This is a genomic window from Acidimicrobiales bacterium (assembly GCA_016716005.1).
Classification (GTDB): Bacteria; Actinomycetota; Acidimicrobiia; order Acidimicrobiales; family JADJXE01; genus JADJXE01.
In genome coordinates this window covers 2,309,675-2,325,663 of record JADJXE010000001.1, presented here as the reverse complement: position 1 = coordinate 2,325,663, position 15,989 = coordinate 2,309,675, and the positions used below count along the sequence as shown (strand labels likewise).

The following is a 15,989-nucleotide window of genomic DNA, read 5'->3' as shown; positions in this document are numbered from 1 at the left end:
GATGCGGTGCACCCGGACGGTCACTCCTCGAACTGGTAGTCCTCGGCGGCCGGGCTGGTGAAGTTGATGGAGTCGGGCCCGGCGGCAGCCAGGTAGCCGGGCGCGGCCAGGTCGACCTTGAAGATCGTCGTCTGGCGGGACGGGTTGCGCACGTCGGGCAGGCCGTACGTCTGGGTGCCGATCAGGTCCTCGTAGGAGAGCTCCTGCTCGGTCTCGGCCGCGGCCATGATGCCCTCACGCGACAGGCTGCCCATCTCGATCGCCCTCTCCAGCACCTGGGTCATGGCCCAGGCCTGGGCGTAGCCGAAGGCGAAGTAGATGTCGGGCTGCTGGTCGGGGGCGTACTGCTCGACGTCGGCGATCATCTGGGCCATGCCGGGGATCGACTCGTCACCCCACGCCCCGCCCTCGGAGGCGAGCAGGAAGTTGGTGGTGAGGTAGTCGGCCAGCGGCGACTCGCCGAGGCGGGTGATCCACGTCGGCGACTGGCCGATCCACTGCGGGGCGAAGCCGACGCCGAGGGCCTTGCCCAGGATGCCCCCGGTCTCGAGCGGCAGCGAGACGAGCCAGACGACCTCGCAGCCGTCGCCCTGGAGCTGCTGGATCTGGGCGGTGAAGTCGGCGTCGCCCTGGCGGAAGGTGGTCTGGGCGCCGATCTCGATGCCGGCGCCATCGGCGAACGCCTGGACACCGGCCACGCCGGCCTCGCCGTAGGGGTCGTCCTGGGCCATCGTGCAGAGCTTCTTGCCCTCGTTGCCGGCCTGCTCGTAGTACCAGGTGAGGGCGTTGATGGCCTGGACCTGGTAGGGACCGCCGATGGGCAGCAGCTGCTCCTCGACGAGCCAGAAGGCGTCGAGCGACGCCGGCGACGCCAGGATGTTGTCGGTGCTCAGCTGGGGCAGGATCGCCTGGGTGACGGCCGTGCCCAGGACCTGCACGAAGGCGGCCACGTCGCCCTTGATGGCGTTGTACTGCTGCACCGCGGTGGGCGGCTGGTACTGGCTGTCGACGACCGTCAGGTTGACCTGGTACTGGCCGGCCACCCCGCCCTGGGCGTTGAGCGCGTCGAAGAACACCTGGTTGCCGGCCGTCAGCGGGTTGCCGATGACCGCGGCAGCGCCCGTCTGGGGTGTCACCACGCCGAGGGTGATGGTGTCCTCGGTGACGCCGGGACCGGTCTCGACCGGGCCGGTGGCGCCGGTCGTCTCGGTGCCGCCCGCCGTGGTCTCCGTGCCGGCCTCGGTGGTGGCGGAGGTGTCGTCGTCGTCGTCGCCCCCGCAGGCCGCGGCGACCAGGCTCAACGCCAACAGGCCCCCGAGGAGCCGCCAGAGAACCTTGCCTCGTCTCACGTTGTTGCCTCCTTGTCGGTGTCGCTTGGTGGGAGAACCCGCTGGTCAGTACGAGAACGGCCAGGCCTTGAAGTACGCCTTCACCCGCAACCACAGGGCGGCCAGCCCCCGGGGCTCCAAGGCGAGGAAGACCACGATGAGAGCGCCGAAGATCATCTGGTTGAGGGCGAACACGGTGAGGATGCCGGGGTCGCCGGGCCCGGTCGACACCCCCGGGATCGAGCCGCTGAACCGCTCGATGAGGCGGGGGATGGCGCCGACGAAGATGGCGCCGATCACGGCGCCGAACACCGTGCCGAGACCGCCCACGATGATGAAGGCGAGGTACTGGATCGACAGGAACAGCCCGAGGGGCGGGTTCATGCCGAACTCGCTGGGGCTCACGTACTGCTGGATGCAGGCCGCGTACAGGCCGCCGGCCACGGCCGCCAGCGCCGACGAGATCACGAAGGCGCCGATCTTGTAGCGGGCCAGGCTGACCCCGATCACCTCGGCGGCCACGTCGCGGTCGCGCACCGCCTGGAGGGCCCGCCCCGGCCGGCTGCGCACGATGTTCTTGATGAGCACGGCGGAGATCGCGGCCACGATCCAGATCAGGTAGAAGACGCCCTGGGGCCGGGAGAACTCCTTGCCGAACAGTTCGAGCTGGCCGAAGTCGATGGGGCCGACGGCCAGGGGTGCCGCCGCCGACGTGCCGGCGCCACCGCCGGTCACCGACTCCCAGTTGTTGAAGATGTAGTCGCCCACGAACAGCAGGCCCAGGGTGACGATCACCAGGTACTGGCCCCGGAGCCGCAGGGCGAACGGCCCGATCGCGCCGCCGATCAGCCCGCCGACGATCGCCGCGGTGGGCAGCCACAGCAGCAACGGCCAGTCGAGGTGGTCGCCGAACCAGGCGGCGACGTAGGCGCCGGTGCCGATGAAGAAGGCCTGCCCCAGGGACACCTGACCGGTGAACCCGGTGAGCAGCATCAGGCCGAGCGCGCCGATGGCGTAGACGCCGCAGAAGTTGAGGACCACCACCCAGAACTCGGTGAGCACCAGCGGGCCGACGGCCCACAGCACCAGCAGGGCGAGCATCGCCACCTTCATGGGGCGGGACCGCCACAGCTTGAGGTCCTGGGCGTACCGGCGCACCATCAGCGGGCTGGAGCGCAGGCGCGATGCCAGCGGGGGGCGCCCGGCCCGGTGCTCGGGGCGGGCGCCGGCGACGGTGCGGGGCGTGGAGTCGACGGGGGCAGCCATCAGACCCGGTGCACCTCCTTGGTGCCGAACAGGCCGTAGGGCCGCACCATCAGGATGATGATCATCACGATGTAGGGCATGACGATCTGGAAGTTGCTCCCCAGCCACGGCGCGTACTCGGGCTGGTAGCCGGCGGTGAGCTGCTGGGTGACGCCGATGATGATGCCGCCGATCACGGCGCCTCCGGGGGAGTCGAGCCCGCCCAGGATCATGGCCGGGAAGGCGCCGAGGGCGACCAGCCCGAGGGCCGGGTTGAGCTGGGCGGGGCCGGCGGCCAGGGTGACGCCGGCGACGGCCGCCACCACGCCGGCGATGCCCCACGACACCATGAACACCCGCCGGACGTTGATCCCCTGGGCCTGCGCCGCTTCGGCGTCGAGGGCGGTGGCCCGCATGGCCACCCCCACCTTGGAGAAGCGGAAGAAGAGGAAGAAGGACACGAGGACCGCGGCCGTGAGCCCGATCGTCCAGAGGTCCTTCACCGAGAAGACGAGGTCGCCGACGTTCACCGTGCGAACGCCCCACGGGTCGTTCAGGTTCAGCTGGTCGAAGCCCCAGATCGAGGTGATGACCTGGTCGAGGAAGAACAGGAGGCCGATGGTGATCATCACCGTGGCGAAGGGGGGCTGGCCCACCATGCGCCGCAGGATCAGCCGGTCGACGAGGGCGCCCAGCAGCCCGCCGCCGGCCATGGCGATCAGCAGCGACAGGTAGAAGGGGAGCCCCCAGGTCTGGTAGCTGTTGTAGGCCAGGTAGGCCCCGAACAGCATGAAGCTGCCCTGGGCGAAGTTGATCACCCCGGTGGACCGGTAGATGATCACGAACCCGAGGGCGATGAGGGCGTAGCGGCTGCCGACGGCGAGGCCCGAGAAGACGAGCTGCAGGAAGTCCGTCATCGGCCCCTCACACCCCCTGGTACATGCTGTCGATGACGTCGGCGAACTCGCGCTCGATGGCCGCCCGCTTCACCTTCTGGGTGGCGGTGAGCTCGCCGTCCTCCTGGTCGAGCTCCTTGCGCAGGAGCTCGAACTGCTTGATGGTCTCCACCTGGGCGAACTGCCTGTTGGTCTCCGCGACCACCCCGGCGATGAGCTCGCGCACCTCGGGCTTGCCCGCCAGATCCTCGTACGTCGTGTAGACGATCCGGCGGCGGGTGGCCCAGTCGCCGACGGTGTCGGGCTCGATCCCGATGAGCGCCGAGAGGTACTTGCGCCGGTCGCCGATCACGATCGCCTCGCGGACGTACGGTGACACCTTCAGGGCGTTCTCGATCTCCGACGGGGAGATGTTCTTGCCGCCGGCGGTGATGATGATGTCCTTCTTGCGGTCGGTGATGGCGAGGTAGCCGTCGGCGTCGAGCTCGCCGATGTCGCCGGTGTGCAGCCAGCCGTCGGCGTCGAGCGTGGCCGCCGTGGCCGCGTCGTCCTTGAAGTAGCCCGTGAAGTTGCCGGGCCCCCTCGTGAGGATCTCGCCGTCGTCGGCGATGCGGATCTCGGTCTCGGGGACCGGCCGGCCCACCTTGCCGATGCGCACGTCGTCGCGCGGCGTGATGGTTGCCTGGGCCGTGTTCTCGGTCTGGCCGTAGCCCTCGAGCACGGGAACGCCGATGGCCCAGAAGTGCTCGAGCACGGCCGGGGCGATGGGCGCCGCGCCCGACAGGGCGCCACGCACGCGCAGCAGCCCCAGCTTCTCGCGGATGCTGCGGAACACGAGGAACCAGGCCAGGAAGTACGACACCCGGTCGAGGGGGCCGAGCCCGCTCCGCATGCGCTTGGCGGCCAGCTTCCGCCCCCGCTTCAGCCAGAACCGGTACGTCGCCTTCTTCGCCCGGGAGGCGTCGTTCATGCGGATCTGGATGCCGGCGAGCATCTTCTCCCACACGCGGGGAACGCCGAGGAAGAACGTCGGCTGCACCTCGCGCAGGTCCTGGACGAACGTGTCGCCGCCCTCGCCGAAGTTGACGACGTAGCCCCAGCTCACCGCGTTGATCACCGAGATGAGCCGCTCGGCGATGTGGCAGAGCGGCAGGTACGAGAGCACCTCGGCCCGGTCGTCGACGTCGAACACGGCGTCGGCGTAGCGGGCCGCGGCCTCCATGTTGGCGTGGGAGATCATCGCTCCCTTGGGTGGCCCGGTGGTGCCCGACGTGTAGACGATGATCCCGGTGTCCGCCGGGTCGATGGCGTCGACCCGGCGCCGGAACTCGGCCGGGTCGCCCGGACCGCCGAGCGCCTCGAGCTCACGGAAGGTCATCACCATCGGGTCGTCGAGGTCGCGGATCCCGCGGGTGTCGATCACGACGATCGTGCGGAGGTTCGGGAGGCGGTCACGGACCTCCATGACCTTGTCGAACTGCTCCTCGTCCTCGACGACGTGCACGACGGCCTCGGAGTGGCCGAGCAGGTACTCGACCTCGCTGGCCGGGCTGGTGGGGTAGATGCCCACCGTGACGGCGCCGATCCCCTGGGCGGCCAGGTCGCACAGCACCCACGCCGGACGGTTCTCGGAGTGCACGGCCACCCGGTCGCCGGGCTGCACCCCCAGCTCGAGCAGGCCCAGCCCGATGCGGCTGGTGCGCTCGGCGTACTCCTGCCACGTGTACTCCCGCCAGCGGCCGAGCCACTTCTTGCGCAGGGCGACGCGTGAGGGCGTGAGCTCGCCCCGCTTCAGCAGGATCGCCGGGAGCGAGCCGCCGAGGGCGGCCGGCGTCGACGGGGTGGGGCTCTCCATCACCGTGGTCATGCGGGCACCTCCCTCGTCATCAGATGGCCGCCTGGCCCAGGTAGGCCTCGATGACCTTCGGGTCGGCCTGCACCTCGGCGGGCGTGCCCACCGTGATGGGCACCCCGAAGTCGAGGGCCATGACCCGGTCGGCCAGGTCCATCACCATGTGCATGTCGTGCTCGACGAGGATCATGGCCAGGTCGAGGTGGTCCTTGATCTCGAGGATGTAGCGCGCCATGTCCTCGGTCTCCTCGAGGTTCATCCCGGCCACCGGCTCGTCGAGCAGCAGCAGCCGGGGCTCCATGGCGAGGGCCCGGCCCAGCTCGATGCGCTTCTGCACGCCGTACGGGAGCATGCCCACCGGCAGCTGGCGGTACGGCGCCAGGTCGAGCAGCTCGATGACCTCCTCGACCTTCTCCCGGTTGCGGAGCTCCTCGTTGCGGGCCTTCCCGAACCACAGGGCGCCGGCGGCGAAGCCGGTCCTCATCAGGTGGTGGCGGCCGAGCATCAGGTTCTCGACCAGTCGGAGGTTCACGAACAGGCCCAGGTTCTGGAACGTTCGGGCGACCCCCAGCTCGGCAGCCTTCACCGGCCTGATGCCGACCAGCTCGCGGCCCTCCAGGCGGATCGAGCCCTCCTGGGGCCGGTACACGCCGTTGAGGCAGTTGAAGATCGATGTCTTCCCGGCGCCGTTGGGTCCGATCACCGCGAACAGCTCACCCGGCTCCACCTCGAACGTCACGCCCGAGAGGGCCGTGACACCGCCGAAGCGCAGGGTGATGTCGGCCACCTCCAGCAGGGGCGCCATCACGCGCTCCACTTCTTGCGGCGACGGTACGTCTTGACGTCGCGGAACGACTTCCGGCCGGCCTCGCCCATCCCCAGGTAGAACTCCTGGATGTCCTTGTCGGCCAGCAGGTCCTGACCCGGGCCGTCCTTCACCACCCGGCCGTTCTCCATCACGTAGCCGTGGTGGGCGATCGACAGGGCCATGGTGGCGTTCTGCTCCACGAGCAGCACGGCGGTGCCCTGCTCGTTGATGCCGGCGATGATGTCGCGGATCTGGGTGACGATCATCGGGGCCAGGCCGAGCGAGGGCTCGTCGAGCAGCATGACCTTGGGGGAGGCCATCAGGGCCCGGCCCATGGCCAGCATCTGCTGCTCGCCTCCCGACAGGTAGCCGGCCGTGCTCCGCCGCCGGTCGGCCAGGATCGGGAAGAGGGTCATCACCCGCTCGTACGACTCCCGCACGGCCGCCTTGTTGGTCTGGGTGTACGCCCCTGTCCGCAGGTTCTCGTCGACCGTGAGCTCGGCGAAGATCCGCCGGCCCTCCATCACCTGGGCCAGGCCCCGGCGCACGATGCTGGCCGGGTCGTTGCCGTTCACGGCCTTGCCGGCCAGCTCGACGGATCCCTTGGTGATGCGGCCCCGGTGGACGTTGAGCAGGCCCGTGATGGACCGCAGCAGCGTGGTCTTGCCCGCGCCGTTGGCCCCGAGGACGGCCACGATGCGGCCGGCGGGCACCTGCAGGCTGACGCCTCGCAGCACCAGGATGACGTCGCTGTAGACGACCTCGAGGTTGCTGACCGCGAGGAGCGGCGTGCTGGCGGTGTCGCTCATGTCCCCCCGGTCGGTCGCTACGGCATGGGCGTCGCTGCGGGGGTGGGTACGAGGTCGGGTTCGGGACCACGAACGCCGGGTTGGCTGTCCCCCGTGGCGGGCCGCATGCTGCCACAGGCGGCGCCGAGCGGCAATGGTCACACCGACTCGGCGTCGCGATGCGAGCCCGGCCCGGAGCGGACTCGGACGGCGTGGAGGTCCCACCCCGCGGCGCCGGCCCGGCGCCATCCCTCTGCGGCCACGCGCCGGTGGCTCGGCTCGGCTCTGCGGGTGGCCGGCCTCGCCGCCGTCCCTATCCTGATCGCATGGCCCCTGCGAGCACCACGCGCACCCGGGTCGACCTGCCCATCGAGGGCATGACCTGCGCGGCGTGTGCGACGCGCATCGGGCGGGGCCTGGGGAGGCTCGACGGCGTCGAGCGGGCGAACGTCAACCTGGCCGCGGCCCGGGCCACGGTGGTGTTCGACCCCACCCGGCTCGACCAGGCCGACCTCACCGCTCGGATCCGGTCCCTCGGCTACACGGTCCCGGAGGTCGACGACCCGGCCGAGCGCGAGGCCCGCTACCGGCAGGTGGTGCGGCGGCGGCTGGTGGTCGCGGTCGCCCTCGGCCTGCCCGTCACGCTGGTCTCGATGGTTCCCGCCCTCCAGTTCGACGGGTGGCCGTGGCTGGCCGCCGCCCTGGCCACCCCCGTCGTCTTCTTCAGCGGCTGGGGGTTCCACCGCGCCGCGCTGGTCAACCTGCGCCACGGCACGGCCACCATGGACACGCTCGTGTCGATGGGCACGCTGGCGGCCTGGGCCTGGTCGATGGTGGCGCTGCTGTTCCTCGGTGCCGCCGACACCGACCCCGGCATGGGCGCCATGCCCGGCATGGGTGCGCCCGGCTCCTCCGACGCCGCCCACGTCTACTTCGAGACGGCGGTGGTCATCATCGCCCTCATCCTGCTCGGCAAGTGGCTCGAGGCCGGGGCCAAGCAGCGCTCGGGCGACGCCCTGCGCGCGCTCGCCGGGCTCGGGGTGCGCACCGCCCGGCTCGAGGACGGCACCGAGATCCCGCTCGACGAGCTGGCCGTCGGCACCCGGTTCGTGGTGCGACCGGGCGAGAAGGTGTCGACCGACGGCGTCGTGGTCGACGGGCACTCCGCGGTCGACGCCTCCATGCTCACCGGCGAGCCGGTCCCGGTGGAGGTCGGGCCGGGCAGCGAGGTGATCGGCGCCACCGTGAACACCACCGGCCTGCTGGTGGTCGAGGCCTCGCGGGTCGGCGGCGACACCGCGCTGGCCCAGATCGTGCGGCTGGTCGAGGAGGCCCAGGGGTCGCGGGCGCCGGTCCAGCGCCTGGCCGACCGGGTGGCCGGCGTGTTCGTGCCGGTCGTGCTGGCCGTCGCCCTCGCCACCCTGGCCGCGTGGCTCCTGACGGGCCACAGCGCCGACGACGCCTTCACCGCGGCGGTGGCGGTGCTGATCATCGCCTGCCCCTGCGCCCTGGGCCTGGCCACGCCCACCGCGATCATGGTGGGCACCGGCCGGGGCGCCCAGCTGGGCGTGATCATCAAGGGCGGCGAGGTGCTGGAGAGCACCCGCCAGGCCGACGTGGTGGTGCTCGACAAGACCGGCACGGTCACCGAGGGCCGGATGGAGCTGGTCGACGCCGTCGCCGACGACGGGGTCGACCGCGGCCGCCTGCTCCGGCTGGCGGCGTCGGTCGAGGCCGGGTCCGAGCACCCCATCGCACGCGCCGTCGCGGGCGCCGTCGCCGACCCGGCGCCCGTCGCCGGGCTCGAGGCCCTGCCCGGCTTCGGGGTGCTGGGCCGGGTCGACGGCGTCGACGTGCTGGTCGGCCGCCGGCTCCTGTTCGCCGAGGTGCCCGCCGGGGTCGAGGCCGCCACGGCCGCGGCCGAGGCCCGGGGCCGCACGGCGGTGCTGGTCGGCTGGGCCACCGACCCCGGCGCGCCCGTCGTGGCCCGCGGCGTGCTCGAGGTCGCCGACCGGGTCAAGGCCACGTCGTCGGAGGCGGTGGCCGCCCTGCACCGCCTGGGGCTGCAGGTGGTGCTGCTCACCGGCGACAACCGCCGCACCGCCGAGGCGGTGGGCACCGAGGTGGGTGTCGACCGCGTGCTGGCCGAGGTGCTCCCCGACGACAAGGTGGCCGAGGTCCGCCGCCTCCAGGAGGCCGGCCACCACGTGGCCATGGTGGGCGACGGCATCAACGACGCGCCCGCCCTGGCCCAGGCCGACCTCGGGATCGCCGTGGGCACCGGCACCGACGTGGCCGTCGAGGCCTCCGACCTCACCGTGGTGAGCGGCGACCTGCGGGGCGTGGCCGACGCCATCGCCCTGTCCCGCCGCACGCTGGCGACCATCAAGGGCAACCTCTTCTGGGCGTTCGCCTACAACACCGCCGCCATCCCGCTGGCCGCCCTGGGGGTGCTGAACCCGATGATCGCCGCGGGGGCGATGGGCTTCTCGTCGGTCTTCGTGGTCACCAACTCCCTGCGGCTCCGCCGCTTCCGGGGAGTGCGCCGGGCCGTGTCCACCGGCGGAACCCGGTTGCCGGCCACCGCCGGACCGGCGACCATCGGCGGGTGAGCACCGACCCTGTCGCCCGACCACCCGTCAACCTGTGGGGGTCGGCCGAGCACGCCCTCGCCTACCTGGGCCGGGCCGACCGCATCCCCCACCGCACCGAGGGAGAGGCCACGCTGCTCGAGCTGCTCCCCGAGCGGGTCGAGCGGGTGCTCGACCTCGGCACCGGCGACGGCCGGCTCGCGGCCCTGGTGCTCGCAGCCCGTCCCGATGCCACGGTGACCGGCCTCGACCTCTCCGACACGATGCTGGCGCGGGCGGCCGAGCGCTTCGCCGGCGACGAGCGGGTGGTGCTGCAACGCCACGACCTCGACGACGCCCTGCCCGATCTGGGCCGGTTCGACGCGGTCGTCTCCAGCTTCGCCATCCACCACGTGAGCCATCCGCGCAAGCGGGCGCTGTACGGCGAGGCGGTCTCGATCCTCGAGCCGGGTGGGCTGTTCGCCAACCTCGAGCACGTCGCCTCGCCCACCGAGCAGCTGCACACGGCCTTCCTGGTGGCCATCGGCAACGACCCTGCCGACGACGACCCGTCCAACCAGCTGCTCGACGTGGCGACCCAGCTGGCCTGGCTGGGCGAGGCCGGCCTCGACGACGTCGACTGCTACTGGAAGTGGCGCGAGCTGGCCCTGCTGGCCGGGCGGCGCCCGGCCTGACGCACCGCTGCCGGTCGCCGCGCGCCCGCCCCGGGGCCGGCCGGCGTCGCCCTCAGTCGGCCAGCGCGGGGGTGGCCTCCCCGAGGATCGCCTGGGTGGAGTCGCGCAGCAGGGTGCGGTAGAGGTCGGCGTACAGGCCCCCGGCCGCCAGCAGCTCGCGGTGCGTGCCCCGCTCCACGATCCGGCCCTCGTCGAGGACCACGATCTCGTCGGCCGACTGGATGGTGGACAGCCGGTGCGCGATCACGATCGAGGTGCGGCCCGAGAGGGCGTCGGTGAGCGCCTGCTGCACGAGCGCCTCGTTCTCCGAGTCGAGGTGGCTGGTGGCCTCGTCGAGGATCACGACCGTCGGGTCCTTCAGCAGCATGCGGGCGATGGCCAGCCGCTGCTTCTCCCCGCCCGACAGCCGGTGGCCCCGCTCGCCGACCACGGTGTCGTACCCGTCCGGGAGCCCGGCGATCAGGTCGTGGATGCGGGCCGCCCGACACGCCTCCTCGAGCTCGGCCTGGGTGGCCCCGGGCCGGGCGTAGCGCAGGTTGTCGCCGATCGACTCGTGGAACAGGTGCGGGTCCTGGGCCACCACGCCGATGGCGCCCCGCAGGCTGGCCTGGGTGAGGTGGCGGACGTCGTGGCCGTCGATGAGCACGACGCCCTCGGTGACGTCGTACAGCCGGGGCACGAGGGACGAGAGCGTGGTCTTGCCGGCCCCGGACGGCCCGACCAGGGCGACCAGGGTGCCCGGCTCGACCGTGAGGTCGATGCCCTGGAGGACCCACTCCCCGGGGGCGCCGCTGCGGGCGACGGGCCCGTCGCCGGTGGGGTTCTCGAGCGAGGCCAGGGCACCGGTGTCGGGCGGCGGGTACCGGAACCAGACGCCGTCGAAGCGGATGCGCCCGGCCGGCTCGACCAGGTCGTAGGCCCCGGGGGCGTCGTCGATGCCGAGCGGCGTGTCGAGCACCTCGAACACCCGCTCGAACGACACCACCGCCGTCATGAGGTCGACCCGCGCGTTGGTGAGGCTGGTGAGCGGCGTGTAGATCCGCGTGACCAGGGCGGCCATGGCCACCAGGGTGCCGGTGGTGATCGACGCCGAGATCACCAGCTGGGCGCCGAGCCCGTAGACCACGGCGGTGCCGATGGCGGCCACCAGGCCGAGGGCCACGAAGAACACTCGGCCGTACATGGCCGAGGTGACGCCGATGTCGGCCACCCGTCGGGCCTTGGCCGAGAACCGCCCCGACTCGGCGTCGTAGCTGCCGAACAGCTTCACCAGCAGGGCGCCCGACACGTTGAACCGCTCGGTCATGGTCGAGTTCATCGACGCGTTGAGGTTCATCTGCTCGCGGGTGATCTTCTGGAGCCGGCGGCCCACCCGCTTGGCCGGGACGACGAACAGCGGCAGCACCACCAGGGCGAGGAGGGTGAGGCGCCACTCCAGGGCGATCATCGCCGCGAGGGTCGACACCAGCACCACGGCGTTCGAGACCACCTGCCCGAGCGTGCCGGTGAGGGCGTTCTGGGCCCCGATCACGTCGTTGTTCAGCCGCGAGATGAGCGCACCGGTCTGGCTGCGGGTGAAGAAGGCGATCGGCATGCGCTGGACGTGGTCGTAGAGCGCGGAGCGCAGGTCGTAGATGAGCCCCTCGCCGATGCGCGACGACCACCAGCGCTGCACCACGCTGAGCACGGCGTCGCCCAGCGCCGCGGCCACGGTGAAGGTGGCCAGCACCCACACCAGCCGGCGGTTCTCGTCGGGGATCGCGGTGTCGATGATCGAGCGGAACAGGAACGGCGGCACCAGGGCCAGCAGGGCGGCCACGACGATGGTGACCAGGAAGCCCACGAGGGGGCCCCGGTAGGGCCGGGCGAAGCGCCACATGCGCCGCACCACCCGCCGGTCGACCGTGGCGCCGGCGACGGCCTCCGGGTCGGAGCCCAGGGCGTGGTGGGGACCCATCCGCATGGGGTGGAGGGTAGAGGCGGGGCCCCCCAACCCCACCGGTCGGGTCGTCGCGAGCGACGGGCGCCCCGCTACTCCCGCGGGTGCCGGTCGCCGGGCGACAGGTCGGAGTCCGCCCAGGAGGCCGGGTCCTCGACCGGCTCCAGGTGCGTGAACACCACCGCGCCGGGAAGGGCCTCGCCCAGCTCGGCCTCGAGGCGCTCCAGCAGGTCGTGACCCTGCTGCACGGTCCAGGCCCCGGGGACGAGCACGTGGACCGACACGAAGCGCCGGTGCCCCGACTCCCTGGTGCGCAGGGCGTGGAACTGCACCCCCTCGCCGCCGTAGTGCTCCAGCACGAGGTCGATGGCGTCCTGGTCGGCGAGCGGGAGGGCGGCGTCCATCAGCCCGGCCGACGAGCGCCGGATCAGCACGACCCCGGCGACGAGGATGTTCACGCCCACGATCAGGGCGATGGTGGGGTCGAGCCACTCCCACCCGGTGAGGCCCACCGCCAGCACGGCCACCAGCACCCCGCACGACGTCCACACGTCGGTGAGCAGGTGGCGGCCGTCGGCCGTCAGGGTGATCGAGCGGTGCTCGCGGCCGGCCCGCAGCAGCACCAGCGCCACCCCCAGGTTCACCCCCGCGGCCACCATCGAGACGGCCAGGCCGGCACCCACCCGCTCGAGCGCCTGCGGGTTGAGAAAGCGGTGGACGGCCGTCCAGATGATGGCGCCGGCGGCCACGAAGATCATCAGCCCCTCGACCCCGGCCGAGAAGTACTCGGCCTTGGTGTGCCCGTAGTGGTGGCTCTCGTCGGGCGGACGGGCGGCCAGGTGCAGCGCCCACAGGGCGACCACGGCGGCCACCAGGTTCACGGTCGACTCCATGGCGTCGGACAGCAGGCCGACGGAGCCCGTGATCAGGTAGGCGCCCGCCTTGAGGCCCATCGTCACGAGAGCCGCGGCGATGGAGAGCCACGCGTAGCGCGTGAGCGTCGGCCGCTCCCGGCCGGCTCTCGGGCCCAGCGCAGCGCTCATGCCGCCGTCACCTCCCGTCGGCGGAAGGAGTGGGATTCCCCTTCCAGCCGACGCTCTCCAGACATTGTGGCTGGCGGGACGACCCGAGCGCGCGAAGCTGAAGTCGGGCGGGAGTTGCACCGGGAGTCGCAGGTGCGCTCCCTCGCCGGCCGCTCATGTCGGTGTTCGGTCGGCCGCGCCCTCCCGACTGCTCGCCGGCCGTTCTCCTGCACGACGTTCACGACACGCCAGACGCCAGACGCCGGGCGAACCGACGACGGCAGCCGTGTCGCTCAGGCAGCGGTGCCCTTGCCGAGATGGATCGGGATCCGCCGATCCTCGTCGTCGAACACCGCGACGAGCTCCAAGCGGGCTCCCAGCGCCTCCACGTACTGGCGCAGCGTCGAGACCCGGACGTCGTCGGAGTGCTCGAGCTTGGAGATCGCCCCCTGGGTCACCTCGAGACGCCCGGCCAGCTCGGCTTGGCTGATCGCCCCCCGATGACGCAGCTCGTACAGGCGGATCTCCTCGAGCGTCTCGTCGCGTCGCGCGGCCAGACGCTCCGGCGCGCCCGGCTGGGCCACCACCTGCTCGCGGAGCTCGGAGAACTTGGTTCGTGCCATCAGGTCGATCCTTCCTCTCCGAGCTCGCGGAGGTACTCGTCATACAGCTCGTCGACGAGTGGAACCGCCCACTCGTACCAGTCGTTCCACTCGCCCGACTTGTCGCCACCCAGCAGCAAGATCGCCGTGCGACGCGGGTCGAAGCAGAACAGCACCCGCAACGCACCGCCTCTGGCCGCTCGCAGCTCCTTCATCGATTGATGCCTCGACCTGTGGATCCGATCGACCACCGGGCGACCGAGATCGGGGCCTCGCTCAGCGAGGAGATCCACCCGGTCGGTGTCTGCCTCTCGCTGATCGTCGGCGAGGGTCTGCCACCACTCGAGGAGCTGATCGGTGACCTCGACCTCCCACACCGGAGCAGTATGACTCTTCACTCATCATGAGTCGAGACTCATGCCTGGGCCACGGACCCCGGCGCCCCCGCGCCTCGCTCGACTCCGCGTATGACGGAGCTCTACCAGACCGGCCGCCGGATTCGCGGGCCGGGTGGCGCCCGGATCGGGGATGACCCCCAGAGGCGGACAGCTCCGCTCCCTTCGGCGGCGGGTGCCGGGTGCGATCTGACGTCCTCGGTCCCGAAGTCGGTGTCGGTCGTCTACGCGTTGGGCGACCCGTTGATGCAGGCAGCCGTGGTCGACGCCGGCCGGACGGCGGTGGCGGAGGCGCTCAGCTGGTTGGAGCGCGAGGCGTGCCACGTGCGGCTGGGTACCAACAACCGGGCCGCGGTGGGGGTGCCCGTGTCCCCGCGAGGGACCCGCCGCCTGCCGGGCCCCGCGTTCGCGGGGACGGCATTCCGGCATCGCACCAGTCGGGCCGGTGACCCCCAACTGCACTGGCATGTGCTGGTGGCGACCGTGACCCGCGGTGGCGGAAGGAGTGGGATTCGAACCCACGGTGGCCCGAAGACCACAACGGCTTTCGAGGCCGTCCCATTCGTCCGCTCTGGCATCCTTCCGGGCGCAGATGGTAGCCGCGCCTAGGTGCCCCTCCGCCGGGCGAAGAACCCGGCCAGGAGGGCCCCGCACCGCTCCGCCTGCACGCCCGCGGTGACCGCGACCTCGTGGTTCAGGCGGGGATCGGCGCACAGGTTGTAGAGCGACCCGCACGCGCCGGCCTTGGGATCGGGGGCGCCGAACACGACCCGAGCGACCCGCGCGTTGACCAGCGCGCCGGCGCACATCGGGCACGGCTCCAGGGTGACGACCAGGGTGACCTCGTGCAGGCGCCACGAGCCGAGGTCGGCCGCGGCGTCGCGCAGGGCGAGGAGCTCGGCGTGGGCCGTGGGATCCCCCAGCAGCTCGCGCTCGTTGTGCCGCCGGGCGACCACCCGCCCGTGTGCGACGCAGACGGCCCCGACGGGCACGTCGTCGTGGGCGAGGGCCGCCTCGGCCTCGGTCAGGGCCGTCAGCATGGCGTCGTCGTCGTCCACGGGCGGCAGGCTAGGGGAGCGCACCGGGTGACCGCGGCGGAGGGAGTGGGATTCGAACCCACGGTGGGTTGCCCCACACACGCTCTCCAGGCGTGCCGATTCGTCCGCTCTCGCATCCCTCCCTGGAGCGGGACGAGGCTATCCTGCGATGCGTGCCCGCCACGTCACGTGGCGGCCGGGTCCTGTGCAACGGCAGCCCGTGAACCGAGTCAGGGCCGGGAGGCAGCAGCTCTCAGCGGAACCTGCCGTGTGCCGCAGATCGCCTGGCCGCCACCTGAGGTGGCGGGCACCGACGCGGCCGGGCCCGGCGCTCCCGCTATCCTTATCATCACACATATGATGACATCCGCAGATGAGCAGGAGAGCAGGACAGGGTCCGCTCCGACGGCTGGCGACCTGGACGTCCCCCTGTCGGTGGTCAAGGCCGACCTCTTCAAGGCCCTCGCCCACCCGGCGCGCATCCGGGTGCTGGAGCTGCTGTGCGACGGCGAGCGGTCGGTGGGCAGCCTCCAGCCCGATGTCGGGATCGAGCCGTCCCACCTCTCGCAGCAGCTCGCGGTGCTGCGCCGGGCCGGCCTGGTCAGCACCAGGAAGGTCGGGCCCTCGGTGTTCTACGCCTTGAAGGACCCGCTCCTCGCTGACCTCCTCGCCGTGGCCAAGCGGCTCCTCATGAACTCCCTCGCCGAGACCCGCGACCTGCTGGCCGGTCTCAGCGCATCGGTCGATCGCCGGTGACCGCCGCACCGGCCACGGGGCCGCTCGATGACGACGGCGGGCCGTCCCGCGAGGCT

The 15,989-nt window shown here is 71.9% G+C and carries 14 protein-coding genes, 2 tRNA genes, 1 other RNA gene and 1 pseudogene; 5 read left to right on the top strand and 13 right to left on the bottom strand.

The window, feature by feature from the left end; genetic code table 11:
* Positions 1 to 20: 20 nt before the first annotated feature.
* The 6 genes from IPM45_11460 to IPM45_11435 all read right to left on the bottom strand — a co-directional run bounded on the left by IPM45_11460 (position 21) and on the right by IPM45_11435 (position 6,938).
* Entirely contained in the window at positions 21 to 1,310 is a 1,290-nt protein-coding gene (locus IPM45_11460) for an ABC transporter substrate-binding protein (protein MBK9180157.1), read from the bottom strand.
* Positions 1,311 to 1,394: 84 nt separating this feature from the next.
* A complete protein-coding gene (locus IPM45_11455; protein ID MBK9180156.1) occupies positions 1,395 to 2,489 on the bottom strand; it encodes a branched-chain amino acid ABC transporter permease in 1,095 nt (364 codons plus the stop codon).
* A 104-nt stretch (positions 2,490 to 2,593) separates the two neighbouring features.
* A complete protein-coding gene (locus tag IPM45_11450) occupies positions 2,594 to 3,490 on the bottom strand; it encodes a branched-chain amino acid ABC transporter permease (GenBank protein ID MBK9180155.1) in 897 nt (298 codons plus the stop codon).
* Between the two features lie 7 nt (positions 3,491 to 3,497).
* Positions 3,498 to 5,336 (bottom strand): AMP-binding protein, encoded by a 1,839-nt coding sequence (locus tag IPM45_11445; GenBank protein MBK9180154.1) that lies wholly within the window; start codon positions 5,334 to 5,336, stop codon positions 3,498 to 3,500.
* Positions 5,337 to 5,355: 19 nt separating this feature from the next.
* Entirely contained in the window at positions 5,356 to 6,126 is a 771-nt protein-coding gene (locus IPM45_11440) for an ABC transporter ATP-binding protein (GenBank protein ID MBK9180153.1), read from the bottom strand.
* Positions 6,126 to 6,938: an ABC transporter ATP-binding protein gene (locus IPM45_11435; protein MBK9180152.1), complete on the bottom strand. Its 813-nt coding sequence runs from the start codon at positions 6,936 to 6,938 to the stop codon at positions 6,126 to 6,128. The genes IPM45_11440 and IPM45_11435 overlap by 1 nt, the downstream gene beginning before the upstream one ends.
* Positions 6,939 to 7,243: 305 nt before the next feature.
* On the opposite strand from IPM45_11435, the gene IPM45_11430 reads away from it, so the two are divergent.
* On the top strand, positions 7,244 to 9,529 hold the full coding sequence (locus IPM45_11430; GenBank protein ID MBK9180151.1) for a copper-translocating P-type ATPase: 2,286 nt from the start codon (positions 7,244 to 7,246) through the stop codon (positions 9,527 to 9,529).
* Positions 9,526 to 10,182: a class I SAM-dependent methyltransferase gene (locus IPM45_11425; protein MBK9180150.1), complete on the top strand. Its 657-nt coding sequence runs from the start codon at positions 9,526 to 9,528 to the stop codon at positions 10,180 to 10,182. Before IPM45_11430 ends, IPM45_11425 begins: the two co-directional genes overlap by 4 nt.
* A 52-nt stretch (positions 10,183 to 10,234) precedes the next feature.
* Here IPM45_11425 and IPM45_11420 read toward each other — a convergent pair whose 3' ends face one another.
* The 4 genes from IPM45_11420 to IPM45_11405 all read right to left on the bottom strand — a co-directional run bounded on the left by IPM45_11420 (position 10,235) and on the right by IPM45_11405 (position 14,122).
* A complete protein-coding gene (locus IPM45_11420; GenBank protein ID MBK9180149.1) occupies positions 10,235 to 12,139 on the bottom strand; it encodes an ABC transporter ATP-binding protein in 1,905 nt (634 codons plus the stop codon).
* A 74-nt stretch (positions 12,140 to 12,213) separates the two neighbouring features.
* The gene (locus tag IPM45_11415; protein MBK9180148.1) at positions 12,214 to 13,164 is read right to left on the bottom strand and encodes a cation transporter; all 951 of its coding nucleotides are present in this window, start codon (positions 13,162 to 13,164) and stop codon (positions 12,214 to 12,216) included.
* A gap of 272 nt (positions 13,165 to 13,436) precedes the next feature.
* Entirely contained in the window at positions 13,437 to 13,766 is a 330-nt protein-coding gene (locus IPM45_11410) for a helix-turn-helix transcriptional regulator (protein ID MBK9180147.1), read from the bottom strand.
* On the bottom strand, positions 13,766 to 14,122 hold the full coding sequence (locus IPM45_11405) for a type II toxin-antitoxin system RelE/ParE family toxin (protein ID MBK9180146.1): 357 nt from the start codon (positions 14,120 to 14,122) through the stop codon (positions 13,766 to 13,768). Before IPM45_11405 ends, IPM45_11410 begins: the two co-directional genes overlap by 1 nt.
* 90 nt (positions 14,123 to 14,212) lie before the next feature.
* Between IPM45_11405 and IPM45_11400 the strand changes: the two are divergent.
* Positions 14,213 to 14,635, top strand: a pseudogene (locus IPM45_11400) (relaxase domain-containing protein).
* On the opposite strand, the gene IPM45_11395 reads toward IPM45_11400, so the two are convergent.
* The 3 genes from IPM45_11395 to IPM45_11385 form a co-directional block, all read right to left on the bottom strand.
* Positions 14,635 to 14,724, bottom strand: a tRNA-Ser gene (locus IPM45_11395). The pseudogene IPM45_11400 and the gene IPM45_11395 sit on opposite strands and share 1 nt — an antisense overlap.
* Before the next feature lie 21 nt (positions 14,725 to 14,745).
* Positions 14,746 to 15,180: a nucleoside deaminase gene (locus tag IPM45_11390; protein MBK9180145.1), complete on the bottom strand. Its 435-nt coding sequence runs from the start codon at positions 15,178 to 15,180 to the stop codon at positions 14,746 to 14,748.
* A 55-nt stretch (positions 15,181 to 15,235) separates the two neighbouring features.
* Positions 15,236 to 15,320 (bottom strand) — tRNA-Ser (locus IPM45_11385).
* A 51-nt stretch (positions 15,321 to 15,371) separates the two neighbouring features.
* Between IPM45_11385 and ffs the strand changes: the two genes are divergently transcribed.
* Both ffs and IPM45_11375 read left to right on the top strand, forming a co-directional pair.
* Positions 15,372 to 15,470, top strand: an RNA gene (ffs, locus tag IPM45_11380) — signal recognition particle sRNA small type.
* 124 nt (positions 15,471 to 15,594) lie between these two features.
* Positions 15,595 to 15,933 (top strand): helix-turn-helix transcriptional regulator, encoded by a 339-nt coding sequence (locus IPM45_11375; GenBank protein MBK9180144.1) that lies wholly within the window; start codon positions 15,595 to 15,597, stop codon positions 15,931 to 15,933.
* The last annotated feature ends 56 nt before the right edge of the window (positions 15,934 to 15,989 follow it).

Bases quoted from the DNA above. Each gene is read 5' to 3' on its own strand.
- IPM45_11435 (MBK9180152.1), bottom strand. From the start codon at position 6,938: ATGAGCGACACCGCCAGCACGCCGCTCCTCGCGGTCAGCAACCTCGAG.
- IPM45_11430 (MBK9180151.1), top strand. From the start codon at position 7,244: ATGGCCCCTGCGAGCACCACGCGCACCCGGGTCGACCTGCCCATCGAG.
- IPM45_11445 (MBK9180154.1), bottom strand. From the start codon at position 5,336: ATGACCACGGTGATGGAGAGCCCCACCCCGTCGACGCCGGCCGCCCTC.
- IPM45_11415 (MBK9180148.1), bottom strand. From the start codon at position 13,164: ATGAGCGCTGCGCTGGGCCCGAGAGCCGGCCGGGAGCGGCCGACGCTC.
- IPM45_11455 (MBK9180156.1), bottom strand. From the start codon at position 2,489: ATGGTGCGCCGGTACGCCCAGGACCTCAAGCTGTGGCGGTCCCGCCCC.
- IPM45_11390 (MBK9180145.1), bottom strand. From the start codon at position 15,180: ATGCTGACGGCCCTGACCGAGGCCGAGGCGGCCCTCGCCCACGACGAC.
- IPM45_11440 (MBK9180153.1), bottom strand. From the start codon at position 6,126: ATGGCGCCCCTGCTGGAGGTGGCCGACATCACCCTGCGCTTCGGCGGT.
- IPM45_11420 (MBK9180149.1), bottom strand. From the start codon at position 12,139: ATGGGTCCCCACCACGCCCTGGGCTCCGACCCGGAGGCCGTCGCCGGC.
- IPM45_11410 (MBK9180147.1), bottom strand. From the start codon at position 13,766: ATGGCACGAACCAAGTTCTCCGAGCTCCGCGAGCAGGTGGTGGCCCAG.
- IPM45_11450 (MBK9180155.1), bottom strand. From the start codon at position 3,490: ATGACGGACTTCCTGCAGCTCGTCTTCTCGGGCCTCGCCGTCGGCAGC.